The 17,269-nt window shown below is 59.3% G+C and carries 21 protein-coding genes and 1 pseudogene; 4 read left to right on the forward strand and 18 right to left on the reverse strand.

The window, feature by feature from the left end:
- The 15 genes from AGA_RS00110 to AGA_RS13890 all read right to left on the reverse strand — a co-directional run bounded on the left by AGA_RS00110 (nucleotide 1) and on the right by AGA_RS13890 (nucleotide 11,554).
- Nucleotides 1-1,164, reverse strand: a complete 1,164-nt coding sequence (locus AGA_RS00110; protein ID WP_059022488.1) for a DUF3383 family protein — start codon at nucleotides 1,162-1,164, stop codon at nucleotides 1-3.
- A gap of 4 nt (nucleotides 1,165-1,168) precedes the next feature.
- Entirely contained in the window at nucleotides 1,169-1,729 is a 561-nt protein-coding gene (locus AGA_RS00115) for a phage neck terminator protein (protein WP_059022489.1), read from the reverse strand.
- Nucleotides 1,684-2,064, reverse strand: a complete 381-nt coding sequence (locus AGA_RS00120) for a hypothetical protein (RefSeq protein WP_059022490.1) — start codon at nucleotides 2,062-2,064, stop codon at nucleotides 1,684-1,686. Before AGA_RS00120 ends, AGA_RS00115 begins: the two co-directional genes overlap by 46 nt.
- Before the next feature lie 27 nt (nucleotides 2,065-2,091).
- Complete coding sequence (locus tag AGA_RS00125; RefSeq protein ID WP_059022491.1) at nucleotides 2,092-2,535, reverse strand: DUF4054 domain-containing protein; 444 nt, start codon at nucleotides 2,533-2,535, stop codon at nucleotides 2,092-2,094.
- Entirely contained in the window at nucleotides 2,535-2,972 is a 438-nt protein-coding gene (locus AGA_RS00130; protein WP_059022492.1) for a hypothetical protein, read from the reverse strand. Before AGA_RS00130 ends, AGA_RS00125 begins: the two co-directional genes overlap by 1 nt.
- Before the next feature lie 5 nt (nucleotides 2,973-2,977).
- Complete coding sequence (locus AGA_RS00135) at nucleotides 2,978-4,039, reverse strand: hypothetical protein (protein WP_059022493.1); 1,062 nt, start codon at nucleotides 4,037-4,039, stop codon at nucleotides 2,978-2,980.
- 6 nt (nucleotides 4,040-4,045) lie between these two features.
- Complete coding sequence (locus tag AGA_RS00140; RefSeq protein ID WP_059022494.1) at nucleotides 4,046-4,588, reverse strand: structural cement protein Gp24; 543 nt, start codon at nucleotides 4,586-4,588, stop codon at nucleotides 4,046-4,048.
- Between the two features lie 18 nt (nucleotides 4,589-4,606).
- On the reverse strand, nucleotides 4,607-5,767 hold the full coding sequence (locus AGA_RS00145) for a DUF2213 domain-containing protein (RefSeq protein ID WP_059022495.1): 1,161 nt from the start codon (nucleotides 5,765-5,767) through the stop codon (nucleotides 4,607-4,609).
- The gene (locus AGA_RS00150) at nucleotides 5,760-7,364 is read right to left on the reverse strand and encodes a phage portal protein (protein WP_059022496.1); all 1,605 of its coding nucleotides are present in this window, start codon (nucleotides 7,362-7,364) and stop codon (nucleotides 5,760-5,762) included. The genes AGA_RS00145 and AGA_RS00150 overlap by 8 nt, the downstream gene beginning before the upstream one ends.
- Nucleotides 7,361-8,623 (reverse strand): PBSX family phage terminase large subunit, encoded by a 1,263-nt coding sequence (locus AGA_RS00155; RefSeq protein WP_059022497.1) that lies wholly within the window; start codon nucleotides 8,621-8,623, stop codon nucleotides 7,361-7,363. The genes AGA_RS00150 and AGA_RS00155 overlap by 4 nt, the downstream gene beginning before the upstream one ends.
- Nucleotides 8,620-9,072 carry a terminase small subunit-like protein gene (locus tag AGA_RS00160; protein WP_059022498.1) on the reverse strand — a complete coding sequence of 151 codons (453 nt, stop codon included), beginning with the start codon at nucleotides 9,070-9,072 and terminating at the stop codon, nucleotides 8,620-8,622. Before AGA_RS00160 ends, AGA_RS00155 begins: the two co-directional genes overlap by 4 nt.
- Nucleotides 9,008-9,427: a hypothetical protein gene (locus AGA_RS00165; RefSeq protein WP_059022499.1), complete on the reverse strand. Its 420-nt coding sequence runs from the start codon at nucleotides 9,425-9,427 to the stop codon at nucleotides 9,008-9,010. The genes AGA_RS00160 and AGA_RS00165 overlap by 65 nt, the downstream gene beginning before the upstream one ends.
- A gap of 207 nt (nucleotides 9,428-9,634) precedes the next feature.
- Complete coding sequence (locus tag AGA_RS00170; RefSeq protein WP_157065253.1) at nucleotides 9,635-10,240, reverse strand: hypothetical protein; 606 nt, start codon at nucleotides 10,238-10,240, stop codon at nucleotides 9,635-9,637.
- An 88-nt stretch (nucleotides 10,241-10,328) separates the two neighbouring features.
- The gene (locus tag AGA_RS00175; RefSeq protein WP_059022500.1) at nucleotides 10,329-10,895 is read right to left on the reverse strand and encodes a hypothetical protein; all 567 of its coding nucleotides are present in this window, start codon (nucleotides 10,893-10,895) and stop codon (nucleotides 10,329-10,331) included.
- On the reverse strand, nucleotides 10,892-11,554 hold the full coding sequence (locus AGA_RS13890) for a DUF1376 domain-containing protein (RefSeq protein WP_083503647.1): 663 nt from the start codon (nucleotides 11,552-11,554) through the stop codon (nucleotides 10,892-10,894). Before AGA_RS13890 ends, AGA_RS00175 begins: the two co-directional genes overlap by 4 nt.
- An 84-nt stretch (nucleotides 11,555-11,638) precedes the next feature.
- Here AGA_RS13890 and AGA_RS00185 point away from each other — a divergent pair, with 84 nt between their 5' ends.
- Together AGA_RS00185 and AGA_RS00190 are read left to right on the forward strand one after the other, a co-directional pair.
- Nucleotides 11,639-12,280, forward strand: coding sequence for a S24 family peptidase (locus AGA_RS00185; RefSeq protein ID WP_231945848.1), 642 nt, complete (start codon nucleotides 11,639-11,641; stop codon nucleotides 12,278-12,280).
- A gap of 230 nt (nucleotides 12,281-12,510) precedes the next feature.
- Nucleotides 12,511-12,810, forward strand: a complete 300-nt coding sequence (locus AGA_RS00190; protein WP_059022502.1) for a hypothetical protein — start codon at nucleotides 12,511-12,513, stop codon at nucleotides 12,808-12,810.
- 369 nt (nucleotides 12,811-13,179) lie between these two features.
- Here AGA_RS00190 and AGA_RS00195 read toward each other — a convergent pair whose 3' ends face one another.
- Genes AGA_RS00195 through AGA_RS00205 form a run of 3 tightly spaced genes read right to left on the reverse strand, consistent with a single transcriptional unit; the run spans nucleotide 13,180 to nucleotide 14,286 of the window.
- A complete protein-coding gene (locus AGA_RS00195) occupies nucleotides 13,180-13,380 on the reverse strand; it encodes a hypothetical protein (protein WP_059022503.1) in 201 nt (66 codons plus the stop codon).
- Between the two features lie 3 nt (nucleotides 13,381-13,383).
- Entirely contained in the window at nucleotides 13,384-13,812 is a 429-nt protein-coding gene (locus AGA_RS00200) for a hypothetical protein (protein ID WP_059022504.1), read from the reverse strand.
- 24 nt (nucleotides 13,813-13,836) lie between these two features.
- Nucleotides 13,837-14,286, reverse strand: coding sequence for a hypothetical protein (locus AGA_RS00205; RefSeq protein ID WP_059022505.1), 450 nt, complete (start codon nucleotides 14,284-14,286; stop codon nucleotides 13,837-13,839).
- Between the two features lie 953 nt (nucleotides 14,287-15,239).
- On the opposite strand from AGA_RS00205, the gene AGA_RS00215 reads away from it, so the two are divergent.
- Nucleotides 15,240-16,613, forward strand: coding sequence for a DUF2029 domain-containing protein (locus AGA_RS00215; RefSeq protein ID WP_157065254.1), 1,374 nt, complete (start codon nucleotides 15,240-15,242; stop codon nucleotides 16,611-16,613).
- Nucleotides 16,614-16,843: 230 nt separating this feature from the next.
- Nucleotides 16,844-17,221 (forward strand): annotated as a pseudogene (locus AGA_RS00220) (hypothetical protein); the annotation flags it as partial.
- Nucleotides 17,222-17,269: the final 48 nt, after the last annotated feature.

A 17,269-nucleotide genomic window follows, 5' to 3' on the forward strand; every position in this document is an offset into this window, starting at 1 on the left:
TTACTGCACCTCAACACTGTTCAGGGTAATGGCCTGCACGCTCTGCCCATCCGCGTACCACAGGCGTGCGGGGGGAGTGGTGCGCGCCACACGGTAGGACGCCGCAGCGGTAGACACACAGGGCAGGAAGTACCACCCCCGCGTGGCAACGCTATCAGCCGCGGTCGCCACGCCAGATGCGTTGTTGATCTGCTGTTTTTGCGTGGTACTCAGCGCAACACCGGGCTGGATGGCCCCAAAGCCCAGCGCCTGTGTAATGGTGCCCTGCACACTGGCGGCCACCAGCGTATCGCCCTCCGTATTATACGGAATCTGCCCGGTATTGAGCAGCAGGGTAATCAGGTCCGATGTCAGGTTGGCATTCAGCCAGATCTGGTTGACGTAACTATCCGCCCACAAAAACGGACCGGACACACAGCCGGGCCGCATGAACTGGAAGGTGCTGGCCGCGTTGGCGTATGCGCCGTAAAAATTGTAGCCATTATCCAGCAGTGTCTGGGCCGTGGTGCCATCCACCACTGGCGGGGTTACAAGGCCCGATGCATCCTGCACCATGGCCAGCGTCTGCCGCCCGCCCGTTGTCCCAAAGGAGAGGGACGCCATCCACCCAAGGCACAGGGCGGCGGTTAGCGGGTCGTTATACACAGCGCTCACACCGCTCAGGTTCTGGTTTTTAAGCCATACGCCAAACGCGCTCTCGCTGTTCTGGGTTGTGGCCTGTACGTCCGTGTCCCACAGCACGCACCACAGCGTGTTGCTCTGCAACGCCACCCACTGGGCCAGCGCCTGCTTGTCCGCCAGAGCGGGTTCAAACGCGGTTGCAAGGGCGTTCCACCCGCCATTGGCAACCCGCAGCGCGGTCATCTGCTCCGCAACGCTGCTATTGGCAGCAGGTGCCGTGTACCCACCAAACAGCAGGCGGGCGGGCGTCATAACCGCATTGGTATAGCCTGCAAAATACACAGAGGCCATCTGGTATTCTACGGACTCCATACCAAAGACGCTGCCAACATCGGCCGCGGTGGTAAAACTCCTGACCGTACCGGCAGGCACGGCGGTTACATTGGTGCTGAGCACAAGCGCGGTCAGGGCGTTCAGGCCGCCTCCGGCGGCAAGAACACCGGGCGTGACCTTAACAAGGGTGGAAATGGGAATGCCAGCCACAGCGTTACTCCTCTGGCGGGTCGGTCACATCCGCCGAAAGGGCGTTGACCGAAAGGGTTATTGCAAAATCCTGAGCCATGCTCAGGCAGAACGTGACCTGCATGTGCAGCGCCACGGTCCAGTTTTCTTCGTACTGGTGTTCACCATCCCTAAAGCCGGACTGGCCGGGTGGCCCCACATCCAGCGGGGCAAGCTGGAACGGCAGCCCCGCAAAAAACAGGGCGGCCTGCGGGTCTTGCCACAGGGCGGTTAGCGTTTGCGCGTACGCCCCGGCTGCTGGGCCAAACAGGTCAAGCTGCATGGTCAGCCTTGCCGGTTCGCTCACCTCCCGCGTGGTCGCGGTGTAGGACCAGCCATTGGTGGCCAAGCGCGTGCGCTCTGTTACTGTCATGGTGATAAAAGGGGCCGGGGGTGGGGCCACGCGGTTCTGCTGGCCCTGCACAACCTGCACACCCGCAGGCAGAACACTCAGCAGCCAGTTCCGCACCGCGCCATAAATCTGCCCATCATCGGGCGTGGCTACACAGCCGGACTGCTCTGCCGCGTTACCAGAACCTTCGACCATGCACCCTCCCCCCATTCTTCCAAGGACTGGGTGATCAGCCAGTCAGATCCGTAAAACTGCAAAATATCGCCCCCACATTGCAAAGGTCTGTTAAGGGCGCGGGCAGCGGCAGGCACGTACACCACGCGCCTGTCCGCCTGCTGGGTAATGGACTGCACCTGTTGCAGGTCCTCCCCCGCCAGTGCCTGTACCTCCACGCGCAGGGGCAGTGTGGTGTAGGTTGGCGTTTGCGTGCCATCGGGGTTGGTAACGCTGCCCGTGCTGGCCAGAAGCGTTGCCGCAACACTGGGGTTAACCGCAGCAGACAGGCGGCCAGCCAGCGCAAAAAGACGCATGGTGGAATGCTCCCCGTTATGGAAAAATTATGGCCATATGCGCGGCATCTGCGGACCACCGGGCACATAGCGCGCCTGCCGCAGCCCACGCGTGGCCGCCCAGAAGGCCGCCCCATACTGCGTTTGCGCAAACCACGTTGCACGCTCTGGCTGGCGGCCAAAGTCGGTTGTGACCGACACACTCCCCCGGCTGGCGGACGCCACACGGCCAACCAGTCCACCGGCCCCACCCTGCTCCTCCGGCAGGGCCAGTGTGGCAATATGCGCCACCAGAAGGCCCAGCAGCAGGGCACGCCTGCCCACATCCCGCACCGGGCTGGTGGGCGTATTGGGCAGGTAGAGGGTTGCCTCCTCAAAACAGGCCTGCGCCTGCGCCGCGCCCACATTGGCGGCAAGCGTGGCAAAGCGCGCCGACCACGCAGCGTAGTCGAACGCCACAACGCCCGGCCCCGCCGTGGTCGTGCCCGACATCAGGCCACATCCTTGGCAAAGGGCGTGACACCGGGCAGGCTTTTGGGTTCCAGCCCTTCCAGCCCACTGCGGTGCTGGCCACGCTCCGCCAGTTCAGCACTGGCGTCCTGCGCACGGGGCTGGGCAAAAATCAGCCCGTTAACAAGTGGCAGAAAATGAGGGTTCTGCGCAGTCCATGCCTGCCAAAAGCTGGCATCCACCTCCGTGCGGCCACCCATGCCAAGCAGAACATTATCCCGCGCATGGTAGCGCGGGTCTGCCTTGGCCCCGTTCAGCCGCACGCTGGCGGTGGGTTTGGGGGGCGCCATAACCGGGGTGGAAGCACCGGCGCGGGCCGCCAGTTCGCCCGCATCATACAGGTCCAGCACAAGCCCTGCGGGCATCCGGCAAATAACCGTAACCGTGCTAGCGGTCCGGGTGGTGTGAGGTGCTGCCATTGGTGTTAAATCCCTGCCATGGTGACGCAGGCCTGCGGGTAAAACCAGATGGTCCCCCATGTGCCCTGCGATTTTTTCTGACGGAAGCTGGAGGAATACCGCTCCACCGCATGGGTGCGCAGTTTTTCGGTAAACGCGGTGGTTACGGACTGCTGGCCCTCCACCTCGCTTACAAACAACTGCATAAGCGTGGTTGTTGCCTGCCCGCCACCCAGAGTAACCCCGGCTTCGGGCAGGGTCTCAATTTTCAGGTTTGGCAGGTTTTTCTTCAACAGGTCACTCAGGGCAACCTGATACTGGTTTGTGTACAGCAGGCACTGCTGCCGCTCGGTCGGAATGACCAGCGTAAGCGGCGCCTCCAGCGTAAGGTTGCCCCCCATCTGGGCGGACAAAACCCCAAAAGCCTTGAGAATATCGGCATAAACCTGCACGGGGTCGGTTGTATCCGCCCATGTGTTGCCAGCCGCTGCCGTACCTGATGCCGCAAATTTGGGCGTGGGCGCAATGGCAGCAGGCAGGTTGGGGTCGTTCAGCGCGCCGTACAGTTCCAGCCCGGCAATGCCAAACAGGTTGATCTGGTTCTGGTTCCTGTTCAGCACGGAGGCGGAGGCAAGGTTCTTCTGGTTCACCCAGTCAATCTTGGCAGCCCCCATGCGCTCTACCTCACGCTCGCCCCAGCGGGTCCACGTCTGGTAATAAAAGGACTGGCGCTGCACCCAGTTAGCGTTGGAATCCGATGTGCCAGCCGGGCTGTAATCATCATAAGCCGAGGCATAGCCGGACAGTTCCACAACCGGAAACTGGGCTGTATCGGTTGTCCAATCCCCTTTACGCGCCGTGCCATAAATGGCTTCCGAGCGGGTGGGCGTAACCAGTGCGCGAATAACCACCGGGTCTGTGTAGGTGGTAAACAGGGCGGGAATACCGCTGTTAGGCCCGGTAACAGCCGCGTTGGCTGGCAGGGCTGCATCCTGCGCCATTTCGGAAAAATATCGGCTGACACCGCTTAAATGAATACCCCAGTCCCGCGCAAGGGTTGGTGCGTCATGCCGGAAAAATGTGTTCATAACCCGTTAGTTCCCTGTGCCGGACGTGGAGGAAGCCGTGCTGCGCGCAACTGCCAGCGGCCCGGTCATAATAAAGGGCAGGCCCGCAGCGGCCCCCTGCGCCACGGTCCAGCCCGTGTCCACCGTGCCGGTGGGGGCGGCGCCTGCGGCAGCGCACTGGAGAGTGCCATCGCTCAGGGAGGCATAAACCGCCTGCCCGGTTACGGAGGCCGTGGTTGCAAGGGCAAACACATCCCCCCCACTGGCCAGCACCACCATAAAACCCTGCGCAATGGTCATGGTGTTTTCCTGAAGGTAGCGCGTACCCAGCCCCTGCTGGCTGCGCACCACAAACCCGGTGGGCGCTGCCGTGGGGGTTGTGGCGTCAGGCTTGTTCAGCACAGTTGCGCCATCGGCCTGCACCCAAGCAAAGGCAGCAATGGTGACACCCCCTGCCCCGGCGCGGAACCCGTTAGCCCCCGGCACAACCATGCGCTGGGGGTTCTGCCCAGCCCATGCACCGGGGAACCCGGCAGGCCAGCCATAATGCACTGTATTGGGAAAAGGCATTGCATCTGCCTCCTTGTTTTAGAGTTTGCGCGGCGCGTGGACGCCAAAGCGGGTTGCAACAGGGGCCGCATGATCGGCCGCGCCAACAGGCCCACCTGCCACGGCGGAAGAGGCCGCAGAACCAAGGCAGGACAGCACCAGCGCCTTAAGTCCCGGTTCGTTTACGCCATCGGTCTGCACGCCCTGTTCGGCCAGCGCGTAGCGCAAAATGTCGGTCGCGCTGTCCATCCCCAGCACGTCCCCCACCAAGGGGCGCACAAGGCTCCGGGCCTCCTGCGCGTGCTGGTTGCGCAGGCGTTCCGCCGCAAGGGCGGCTGCCACGGCGCTTTGCACGGCACTGTCCTGCGCTGTGGCGGGGGGCTGCGTGGAGGCGGATGCGCCTTCCGCAGAGGGTGTGGCGTTACTGCCTGCCCCCGGCTCCGTGGGCCTGTCCTGCGTGGCGTGCCCACTTGCGGCCTTGGGGGCTGGCGTAGCCGGGGCCTGCATTGCGCCATTGCGTTTAAGCCATGCCTCCAGCTCCGCCATGCTGGCGGTCATGGCCAGTGCGCCAGAGGCAAAAGCCGTGCCAAGGCGGGCAAAAATCTGCCCAGCCGTGGGGGCTGCGTGTTCTTCAACCATTGAAATGTCCTTTGGTTTGGCATCCGCCACCAGCACATCCGGCCCGGCGCGCCCGCTAGGCACGAGCGCTACATGGTTGCCGCGAATGTTGGTCATGCGTCCGTCATAGGGCTGGCCCTCAAACTCGCCTGCCTCCATGACTGGGGTGTAGCGATACGCGCAGGAAAGTTCGCGCTGCGCACCCGAGCGGATGTTGTGAATGGCCCCGGCATTCCAGATCGCCAGGGAATTGGTCAGGTACGGGCTGGCAAAGGTGGCGTCCGTGCCTGTGGTGCCCACCACCAGCTCCGCCCGTGGGGCCTGCGCGGTCACATGCGCATGTTCGGCCAGCACCGGCAGGGCATTAAAGGTGGGGGCGGCGCGCGCCAGTTCTGCCGGGTCACGCAGCAGGCGGTAAAGCCGGTCGGGCACAAGGCCCAACGCATCCGCCCCCGGTATTTCCCGCCCGTAATAGGTGTTGACGGTGGCCTTGCTTATGGGCGTTGCGGCCACATACAGGCGTCCGTCCTCATCCGTCATACGCACGGAACCCATACGGTCATGCGCGAGTATTTTATTCATGCTGTTCTGCTCTTTTTGCCGAAGGCGCGTTGACGGGCGGTGGTGTGCTGCTGGCCTGCATGGGCCGGGCAAGCCCCGCCGTGCGGTACAGGCTGTGGGCATCCGCCGCCTCCCGCGTGCGGGCCTCGTGCGGGGTAATTTTGCCCGAGCGGATGTTGGCCGTGTCCATGTCGGTTTTGGTTTTTTCCACCGCCGCCGCCTCCTGTTCGGACATCTGCCACAAAGGCACGAACTCAAAGTCCAGATCGGGGTCTATGGCCCCCCACAGGTTAAGCTGCACAAGCTGGAACAGCTTACGCAGCACAGGGGCCACGTGCGCCTCCTGAAAAGCGGCGATCTCATCATAAAAAACCCTGATCTCACCTTGGGAGGACGCATTAAGCCCCTGCGGCTGAATGCCAAACAGCTTGACCAGCGGAATACCCGGAATACCGGCCATAAACTCCTGCGACTGGGCCTGAAGCTCCGCAAGACCCGTGAGCGGGGCTGACTTTATGTCAAAATCCTCGCTCTCGCGGTCCAGCACAAAGGTGCCGTTGTTGCTCTGCCACGCGTTCATGGCCGCCACGCGGGCGGTTACGCTGTCTGCATCAATATCCGCATAATGCAGGCCGCCATCGGACTGCATGGTGCCGCTCATGTCGGTTTTTAAAATCTTGGTGGCGTAATTGCTCACCATGTCCGACACGGACTGCCGCGTGCGCAAAAAGTTGTGCACGTAGGTTTCCAACATCTGGGGCAGGGCCAGACCACCAAAGTTGAAGGCGGGTTTAAGAATGTCCGGCACCTCAAACGGCACCACACTCAGCAGGCGGGTGCTGTTCACAAGCACGCCCTGCACCCACCAGTCCGCCGGGCGGTAATAGTCCGCCCGGAGCGGGTTTTCCGCATTATAGCTGTTGGGCGTGGTCCATATGGGGTCTATGTTCACCAGCCGTTCAAGCTGGCCACGCGCCATGCCATGCGGTGTGGCCAACAAGGGCACGGCCTGCCCTGTATCGGTCAGCGGCACGCCACGCAGGCCAACCCATATGTGCCCCACGCCAAAGCCAAGCCCATGCACAATCTGGCGGCGCACCACATCGCGCACATGCAGGCGCAGAAACTCCACCTCCACCGCACGCAGGCGGGCCGCCGTCTGGGCCGCATCCGCCTGCACGCCATTACAGCGAAAGCGGATCCACGCGCGCGTGGCCTCACGCGCAATAATTTCCACGGGTTTTCTAAACTCGGCGCGGAGCATCATGGCCGCAAGGGTGGGGTAGCCCTTAAAGGCGAGCCCCTGCTCCACAAAGCTGGAATCCATGCCATACGCCCCGGCGGCATAGGCCCCTAGCCCCGCATCCATAGCCAGCGCGCCGGCCCCGCGCACGCCCCGTGGCGGCTGGTACGGCTGGAACAAAAGGGCCGCCCGGTCCTGCATGGTTGGTGGAAGCTGTGCAGAACGCCCCCAGCCCAATGCCGCGCCAAGGCCCAAACGCCTAGAACGCGGCTTTGCCACCGGGCCGTTGAGCACCGGCTCCGTGCGTGTAGAACCTGCCCCGGTCTGGGGTGGTGCGCCCAAACACCCGCGCAGGCGGGCCAGCCAGTCTGTCATCCGTTGTTTCCGCCTTTGCTGGAATGAAGAATGTGCCGGACTGTTCCGGCATTAAAGCGGGGCATGGTGCGCCGGTTATGGATAACGCCATCCAGCGCGTACCGCAGGGCGTCCATCCAGTGGTTGTGCGCGTCCTCCACAATGGGCAGGACATCCCCCGTATCTTTATCAACCCTATAGGAATATAAACGAAATTCCTCTGCCACTCGCCTACAGCGCGGATGCACCACAATACGGTCAAATGCCTTAAGCCGCGCTATGCCGTCTTCCACACTACCGGGCCATTTTTTGGCTGCACTAATGCGAAAACCATAGGAGCGGGACAAAAAGCTTATGGTCTCCGGCCGTGCACCATCTGCCTTCCACGGCCATTGCCGGGCCTGCGGTATCTGGTCCAGCAGGGCGGGTATGGCGTCCAGCTCCACGCCAACGCCCCCGGCCTCGTCATCCACATACAACGTGTTGCTGGTAATGTGGCAACGCAGGGCCGCCAGCGGGTCGCGCGCAAAACCCCAGTCCACACCATAATAAAACCGGGTATCCTCCGGCGTAGCAAAGTCCTCCACAACAACCCGGCCTTTAAAGATCTGGGCGTTGGTAAAGGTCTGGTAGTCCCCCTCCCACACATGGCCGTATTCATCGGGGCGGCTGCGCAGGTCCTCCAACCGTTCTGTTGGCAAAGTCCCCTGCTCAAACCAGGGGTTATCCGACCAGTTGGCACGCACCGCCACAAGGTCCGCACGGTCCGACCCCGCCCCACGAAAAAACGCATCCACCGCATCCTGCGGGGAATGTGGGTTCCACGATGCCCATATTTCCGCCCCCGCCTTGCGTAGCGTTGGCCGCAGCAACCGCCAGCTCTGGGCAGAGATGGACTGCGCCTCCTCCACCCATGCCCGGTCAAACCCTTCCAGCGACTTCAGACTTTCCGACGTATGGTTCTGCATTCCCTGAAAAATAATCAGCCCGTCACCGGGGGTTTTAATGGCCCTATCCTGCACATCAAAATAACGTTGCAGGTTAAACTGCCTGATCTTATCAAGAATCAACTGGCGGGAGGACAACTGCGTGGACTTCTGCACCTCGCGCAGACACACCGTTCTGTGGCCTGCCAGCCTTAAATGCTCCTCCACCACGCATTCACCAAAAAAATGCGATTTACCAGACCCACGCCCCCCATAGGCCCCCTTATACCGGCAGGGGGACAGCAGAGGTGCAAACACCCGTGCTGTAGGAATTTTAAGGCTTGGTCTTCTCATTTTCCTTTTCCCACCGGGTCCACAATTACCCGCCGGATGGTGCGTGGCCTGCCATCGGCCTGTGCGGCAGGCTCCACCGTGGCCTCGGCCGCCGCTTTTTCGCCGTAACGGGAGGGTGCACGTTTGGACATAATCCATTTAAGGGTTTCTATCCGCAGGCGCATGGCGGCGGTATCATCCCCGCTAATGCTCTGCACCTCCTGCAAAAGCCGGTCCTCAAACGCCTCCGCCGCCAGCACACGTGCGCGGGCATAACGGGTAGCCAAAGCCTGATTGGTGCGCAGGCTGTGGCGCATTTGCTCCCATGCTGGCATCCCCGCCTGCGTGCTGATCTGCCGCAGCGTCTGCCCCTCCTCCGCCAGACTGAAGATGCGCTCCCACTGTTCAGGCGTAATGGACAGATCGGGTTCTGGCGTGCTGGGAGCGGATGTTTTTTTGCAGGCAGGCATGGGGAGCACTCTTGCTGTGTAGGGTGGACCTGCGCGGCCAGCCCCCTTCCGCCGTCTGGCTGGTACGCTCCCGCATAATCGTGGCGTGAATACGCTGCATGGTGGACGGGGGCAGTTGCCCCACAACCGGGGCACGCACCTGCCGGGCCTGCACAACGCAGCGCACACGCACATCTGGCGGCAGGTTAGCCTGCGCGCTTTCGCACCAAGATAGAGAGACATCGGCCCTATGCCGTGTATTTTCCGCTGGTGGCACCATAAAGCAGAGCAACGCCTGCCCTGCATGAACACCAACGCACACCGCATCCGTGCGGCTCAGGCGCACAACATCGGCATAACAAATTGACTGGGTCATGAATTTTCCAAAAACCGGAGAATGCGGTTTGTGCACCGCGCTGCGCCCAGCCCATAAAAAAAGCCGCCCGATGAGGGGGCGGCTTGCTGCTCTGGCGCAGGAATTCCAATGTAGGTATTTACATACTCAGGCTGCGCGCACATGGCAAGGGGAAAAAACGCATTCTCTTATTTTTTTGTTATACCCTCTTTTATACCGTTATCTTTTTCAAACCCTCACTGTCTTTTCCATCTGGGGTGACTGGGGTTTGCGGTCACGCACCTTGCGCCGCAAAGTGGCATAAAACCCCTCCAGTTGCTCCAGCAACATCGCGCACTGGGCAGAAACCTTAAGCCGCGCACGCGCATCGGACAGATGCGGGAAAATAATCCGCCCGATCTGCATGAATGACAGCTCATCCACCAGCATCAGCTTAAGCCGCACCTCCGCGCAGGCTCCCAGTGCATGGCGCACATCGGCCAGACGGCCCGCAGCATGGGCGCGCGTCATCTGCCACGAAACATCATCATGCCGCGTCAGGGTGCTGGGTTTGTGGTTGGCCGGGTATTCAATATGCCCCACATAGGCAAACACCCAGTCCCTATACCAACGTTCTGCTGCATTGGCGGCATCCTGCGTAATGTCCCGCGCATTCAGCAACGCCTGCACTGTTGTTAACACCCGTAACGGACGCCCCGGCACAAGAGGATCTTGTGCAAAAACGGATTTTTCCATCCGCTCCGCTGTTGGTCCATAATCCCCCTGCGCGGACAAAAGACCAACCGAAGGGTCTACCGCCCGCTTTTTGGAAACCTGCGTGTAGGGTGTGCTCATTTCTATAAAATCCTTGCGTGGACCTGCCTCCACGCCATTGGGGACAGCAGGCCAAAACCTGTTCAAAATTTTGTGATTCTGAGTGGATTCAGGAGATGTTTTTCATATAATCCACATTATCCACAGGGTTGTACACAGGGTGGGCGCCGTGGCGCTGCTCCCATTGCGCCCAGCGCTCCTGTTGCGCGCGCTCTTGCGCAGCACGCCGGTCGGCCTCCGCCACCAGCAGGTTCAGGCGGCCATAAAGCGCGCGTGCCGCACCACATCGCCCCTCCAGCAAAGCCACAAGCTGCGCCGCAGATGGAAAAAACGTAAACGTCACCAGAGCCTGCCGCACGGCCACACTGGTCCATGCCAGCGCGGGCACCGTGGCACAGGCCGTAACCAGCGCCACACAGCGCAGTTGCAGCGCCACACCGGGCAGCGGGTTGGCAACACCTGCGTTCAGCATTTCCGCAAACTCCTCCACTACATGGGTGAGTTCCCGCTCTGGTAATGGGGCCAGCGCGCGCGCCAATGCGGGCAGCACAGTGCGAGCCTCCTCCAGCACGCAGATGGGGGGCGCAAACCCACCGGGCCGAAAGCCATCCAGCACACCAACCAGTGCTGGGCTCATATGGGGCAGCGGGCTGGCCTTGCAGTGCAGCACGGTCATCCCTCCTCCTTTTGCCCCATTGCACGCAGGCCAAGCCGCTCCGCCTGCTCCTCCAACGGGTGCGGCGCACGCCCCGCTGCCCGGCCTGCCCGCCCACGGGTTTTGCCCCGTAGTGCCAGCCCTTGCGTTAAACCGCCTGTATTCTCCTGCCCCGAACGGCGTGAGGGAGTCTCCCTTTCACTCTCCCTCTCCCTTGCATGTGCGTCGGCATTGCCGTGGCATATGGCCTCCGGCTCCCGCCCCCAGCGGCGGGCGGCGCGGGCGCGCTGGGCCAGACGGGCCTTCCATGCCTGATTGGCTTTTTCCGCAATAACCGGATGGTAAAGCCGCCCGTCCGAGCAGACCACCCAGCCATGCAGGGCAACAGCCCGCAGCGCAGGCCACCGCCCACCCGCACCGGACAGATGCGCTAAAACCCGGTCATTATGCGGCAGGCTCCCTGCGGGCACCTGCTGCCACGCCTTGCACCACAGGGCGACGGCGCACTTAAACCCATCCCCCGTGCTGAGGGCGAACAGGTCGCTATCCAACAGGCGGCAGGTATCAAGCGGCATAAATGGTAGCCCCCGCAAATCGCTCTGTGGCGGGGTCAGGGGGGCCGGGGGTGGGCTGTGCGGCCCTTGCGCCCCGTCTGGCAGACTGGTATGTGCGTTGTTCATGCACATAATGTGCGTATTAAAAATACAAACTGCAAGCGGTTTTTACGCACTGACATGCACGACACTTTTGCTCACAATGCAGACATGAACCAGAATCGGGTCACAGACAGGCTTAAAACCCTGCGCGAGCGCGCCGGATACACGGTTCGTGAATTTGCGCGCGAACTGGGGTACGGGGAGAAGTTCTCCTCCTACCGCATGTACGAAACCAGCTACAAAAAGGATGTGCTACCCCTGCCCATGGTCAAAACCATGGTGCCGCTGCTGAGTGGCCGGGGCGAACCGCCCATTACGGCCAACGAGGTGTGGAGCCTTGCGGGCGTTACGGCGGGCGAGTCCGGCCTCGTCGCCAGAGTAACACCCCGACCAGCGCCGCCTCCGCCACAACCCTGTGCGGAGGACCTGCCCCCCGCTGGCTCCAACCGCATTGCCATACCGGAATACGATGTTATTACATCCGCCGGGCCGGGCTGTGTGCCGGTCCTGTGCTCCCCGCAGGACGGGCTACGCCCTGTGGAACACTGGACCCTTCCGCGCGGCTACGTTGCGGCGTTTTCCGAAACCCCAGACACGCTGGCCATTGTCCGCGTAGCGGGGGACAGTATGGAACCGGACTACCAGTCCGGCGACCGGGTGCTGGTGGATACCGCCCACCGTATTCCCTCCCCCCCGGCGTGTATGTGCTGTGGGACGGGTTTGGCCTTGTGCTCAAACGGCTGGAGCTAATCCCCGGCATGGAGGAACCACGGCGAGTGCGGATTATGAGCATTAACGCCGCCTACTCCACTTACGAGCTGACACTGGACGAAATCAGCATCAACGGCCGTGTGGTTGGCAAATGGACATGGAAGTAACCCGGCACGCACCATAGGTGACACCACACGTCTGCGTGTTCTCCCTCTTGATTTGTGCGTTTATTACGCACATATTGAGCCATACTGTAGAGGGAGACTGCTTTGAAACCGTACACAACCTGCCCTGACCATTCACCCACACCGCAGGTTGATACTTATACCCTTGCAGCCCAGCGCGGCCTGTTCAGCACCGATACGCTGCCCAGCGCCACGGCGCAGGAGCTTGCCCGTTACGAGCAGGCCATCCTGCACCTGCGCGCAGCCAGCCACAGCCTGCAATGGCCCTTTTACACCAACACCGCCTTTGCGGCCGACCAACACCGTTACTGCGAGGAAAGCATAGGTGAGATTGTGCAAACCGTGCGTGACCTACTGGAACGCCAACAACAGCCTTTGGGGTAACGCCACACCAGCAGCCGGGCGGGCATAAGGCACCGGCTCACACTCGCCTCCCCCGCTCTTCCGGCCTGAGCGCAGGACTCAGTCTTTAAGGCCTGAAGATTGACTATATTCCCGCGGCATAAACTCATCCTCCTGAAAGGAAATTTTCTAAATCGATATATTGAGCGCGGAAACATTGGTAAGCGGCCATTCGTGCGGCTGGGTTTTCACACGCAGAGAAAGCGCTTCCAGAACAAAGTCTGGGACTAAACGCCTAGTCTGGCCAGCCACCGTCACGCTGGGCGAGCAGGCGCAGGGTTACGGCCAGCGCAACCCCCACCAGCCCGACAAGCCCCCCACCCAGCACCATACCGCACTCAAAATCCACACTCATGATGCCTGAATAGCTGTGTTGTCAGCCTGACATTTGGCAAATATGGCCGCAATATCCGCATCACTGGGGCCCGTGCCGCTTTTGCTTTGCTCAATGGCGCTCAACACCGTGTTGTAAGCCTCCGGCCCATATTTTTCCGCCAAAGAGACAACGGTGCCCACAATGCCCAGAATGGCGCTAATTTCTGCTGCGGTCATGCTTCAGTTACTCCCGGTTGTGGTCGTTGTCGTGGTCGCCGCACCTGCGGCCACAGTGGCGGTTGCCCCGCAGCTTTGGGGGGTAGTCCCTGCCGTAAGCCCTGCCCAGCAGGAGGAAAAAGATGCAAAATCCGCCTGAAGGGCCGCCACGGCGGTTTCGGCCAGAGTGCTGCCGTTCTGGGTTGCCTGCTCCAGTGCGGCAAGTTCGTTCAGCACAGTCTGGCTGGCTTTGCGGGCAAGCTCTTTCTGCCCGTCGCTCAGACTGACACCCGGCACATGCCCTGCCATAACATCGGGCATGGGGCTGGCCAGCACGTGGTAAGCGCTGGCCGTATCGTACACAGCCTGCCGCAACTTGCCCTGTGCGGTTTGCGCGCAGGAACACAGCAGGCACAAAGCCGCAAGGCTGCCTGCAAACACATAGTTTTTCATAAACTCTGATCCGTCAGAAAAATTTCAAGATGTTGCCGTCTTGTCCGCCACGGCATTGGTGGCGGACACATCCGGCTGGGATGCGTTGCTGCCGCTCAAAACAGGCGTTTTTACAAGGTGGGTTGCCATATACGGCACGGCGTACTGCACCCCCAGACCCGCAACCCGCACGATCTGATACACCACCACCAGAACCCGGTTGTGCACAGGGGCTGGCACCGCAGCGGTTATGGCCGCGCATGTCACCATGCCCGCGCAAATAACAAGCGCCATGTTTTGTGGCAGTGCGGCAAAAAATGTAGGAATAAACGCAACAATAGCAGCCACCTTGGCTGTGTTACGCGTTGTGGAGCCCGCAACAGGTGCGGACTGGCCTGTATTGGCCATAGCTAAGGCCTCCCCTTTGGCTGGTTGATCGTTGCCACAAACCGCACCATGCTCAACGGGAGCTGCCCAAGGCGCAAAAGCGCCCATTACCCCAGACAGAACACCTTAAGACCCTGCATACAAAAAAACCTGCTCCCAACACGCAGGAACAGGCTCAGCAGAACAGAAGAAAGAATGTGGGAAAACCGTGGCTTTTCAGGCGTAACGCAGAACGCCGCCCACCGGGCGCACAAATGGCAACGATACAGGGCTTATGGCATAACCTGCGCGCAGGTACAAGCGCTTTCCACCCCGTAACAGCACAAAGCCCGCACACCCCATGTGGCGTTAGCCCTCGCGCTTTTGCTCCGTTGCCAGGCATCCGGGCCGCGTGCATTTGCGATGCTGGAATTCACCACTTCCATCCCAGGACGTCTGGCGCTGCCACGGCCCCCATTTATGGCCAAGAAGGCGGCAGATCATACTTGTGGCAAACCATCTCATACAGAAGGTCCTTTAAGCAGGGTAAGTGAGCCTGCTGTTAAATAAAGGCCGAACCCGCTGTTTGTCACTATCCCCCCACCCCTTGCCGCAAAACGCACACATGTGCTGGCTCACAGCAAGGCAGAACCTGCCCATTCTGCCCCCGTGGAATGAGAACAGTTTCCAAACTGAATACGTACCGGGATGGCTTCCGCATTTTAGGAACAATCTTCAATCTGGCCAAACTTGAGCGGCCACTCTTATGCTTTTCTATTATATCCGCAGTGCTCTTCAGCCTATCGCTTATACTGGGCCTGCCGGTTATACATGAATACTTCCGTACCGGGTATGTGCCCCGCTTCCCCACGGCTATCCTCGCTGCCGGGTTAATGATCCTTGCGGCATTATCGGGCGTTTGCGGTCTGATCATGGATATGATTGCAACAGGGCGCAGAGAAACAAAAAGACTGGCTTATCTGCGATACCTTCCCTTCCAAAGTGAAGAATCCAGCTAACCTTAGTGCACGCAGGAACCTAAAACACCCATGCCAGACCAAAGCCGCTTTGGAAATAAGGTGATGATTTTGTTGCCTTGTTTCATCCTGTTCCTAGGGTTTTTGCTGCATACACACAGGCTTCCCGATCACGATGTCACCTGGTTTGCATGGGGCGCGCGTGAATGGCTGAATGGCGCTGTCATTGGGCAGGATGTGACTGACCCAAACTTCCCGCTTGCGTATCTGCTTTATCTTCCAGCAATCTTTCTGTCGCATTTCATACCGTTTACGCAGGCCCTATACGTCTATCCCCTGCTTTTAACCGCGTTTATTATTTTTATTGCGTGGGATGATGTACCATCATCTGCCCGGCTTCCCATTTTTAGTATGCTGGCTTTTTTTGTTGGCCTGAATTGGCCGCGTGAATTTGCACAAAGGGAAGAGTTGGTCATGCTCCTCGTTTTTCCTTATGTGCTACCTGTTGAAAGACGGGGCTGGCGTGCCATAGTGACGGGTGTACTGGCTGGTATTGGCTTTGCCGTTAAACCCTTTTTTCTTATTCCGTGGCTGCTGTTAGAGATCAAACGCAAGCCTTTCCGGAGCGAGCAGTTGGCCCTTATGGCAACGGGGGCCATATATGCTGTGTCGCTTCTGGTGTTTTTTCCTGTCTTTATCTTCCACCAATTACCAATTACGTCTCAGGTTTATGGTGCGTTCAATAATAAATTCTCAAACTTTATTCGCGATGGGCTTGCTCCCACTCTTATTTCCATCGCATTTTTTCTATGTGCCCTCAAAATAAAGAATAAATTCATAACGGCATTTTCCATTGCGGCAATCGGCTTTAATATTGTCGCTCTCATACAAATGAAATTCTATATTTATCAGTTTCTGGCGACATATGGGTTTATCATGGTCGGCGCAACGGCCATGATCTGTTTAGGCAAAAAATATTGCAAAATCTTAGGCGGTATCTTTCTGGTTCTCGCCTACGCGCCACAAATCAAATTTAACCGCCTCTGGTACAAACACTATGACGAAAACCTTTACCAACAACCTTTGTTCCTGAAAAAGCTTCAGGATGAAGGGGCGCACTCATTCGCCGCCATTGATGTGCATCCTTACCCGGTCTTCCCCACCGTTATTTACGCCAGAGAACAGGGTATCAATTTTGTCGGTTCGGCCAGCAGTTACTGGTATTTACCAGCCGCGGCAAAAGGCAGTGCACTGGCAACACAGATGAGCCAGCAGCAACTCCTGAATGACCTGAGGAAGAAGCCCGACGTTATTATTGTGGATACTGACTGGCGACGCCATACCCACGTCTCACGCAGCTTTAACGGGTTAGCGCTCCTGCTACAGGACCCGCTTATTGCGCAGGAGTGGGCGCACTATGTGCCGGATGGCGCCATCCTGAAAATGGTCTTCTACAAACGGCTACCGGATAAACCCTGAGCATATGGCCAGCAGAAGAGGTGTGATAGCGACCGTAATGAAACCCAACCACGTCACCTCAAGGTTGGTGGCCATGAGCCACAAAAACACGCAGCTCTAACCAAAAAATATAGTGAATATTGGTTTACGAAGGAAAAGCGTTGTAATTGACAAAGCCGATCATCAGAACAAGACTGCACGGTATATTCGCGTTACAATTATCAAAAAAGAACACAATGGGTTAATTTACTATGTCCAAACTGCTGGACTTGAATAAATTTGATATTTTTGACTTGTTTCCGCGCCTAGCCGATCTGGGTGCGGGCGCGTTTGGCGAGGATGCTGATATCTTTGGCGATACATTGGCAGAAGTTATTGAAAATGCGCCGCACGGTCATGCCCTGCCGTTCAAGCAACAAACAGTCAACGAATTAAAGACTTTATTGGCTTGCAATGGTGCGGAAATCAACCATGCAAGCCTTGCTTTGATCCGCATAAGTCCCACTGAATACGTTGAAGAACCACCTCATTGGGGCCGTTTCCCAAGCCTGCGGGCATTCTGGTCTGCCGTCCTTCAGGTTTTTGAAAATGACCCCGAGGTGCAGGCGGGAAAAAAGATTGACCCAAATACACCGCTATGTTCCTGCCCCAATTCTCAAACTCGCAATTCAATATGG

Source organism: Acetobacter ghanensis (assembly GCF_001499675.1).
GTDB lineage: Bacteria > Pseudomonadota > Alphaproteobacteria > Acetobacterales > Acetobacteraceae > Acetobacter > Acetobacter ghanensis.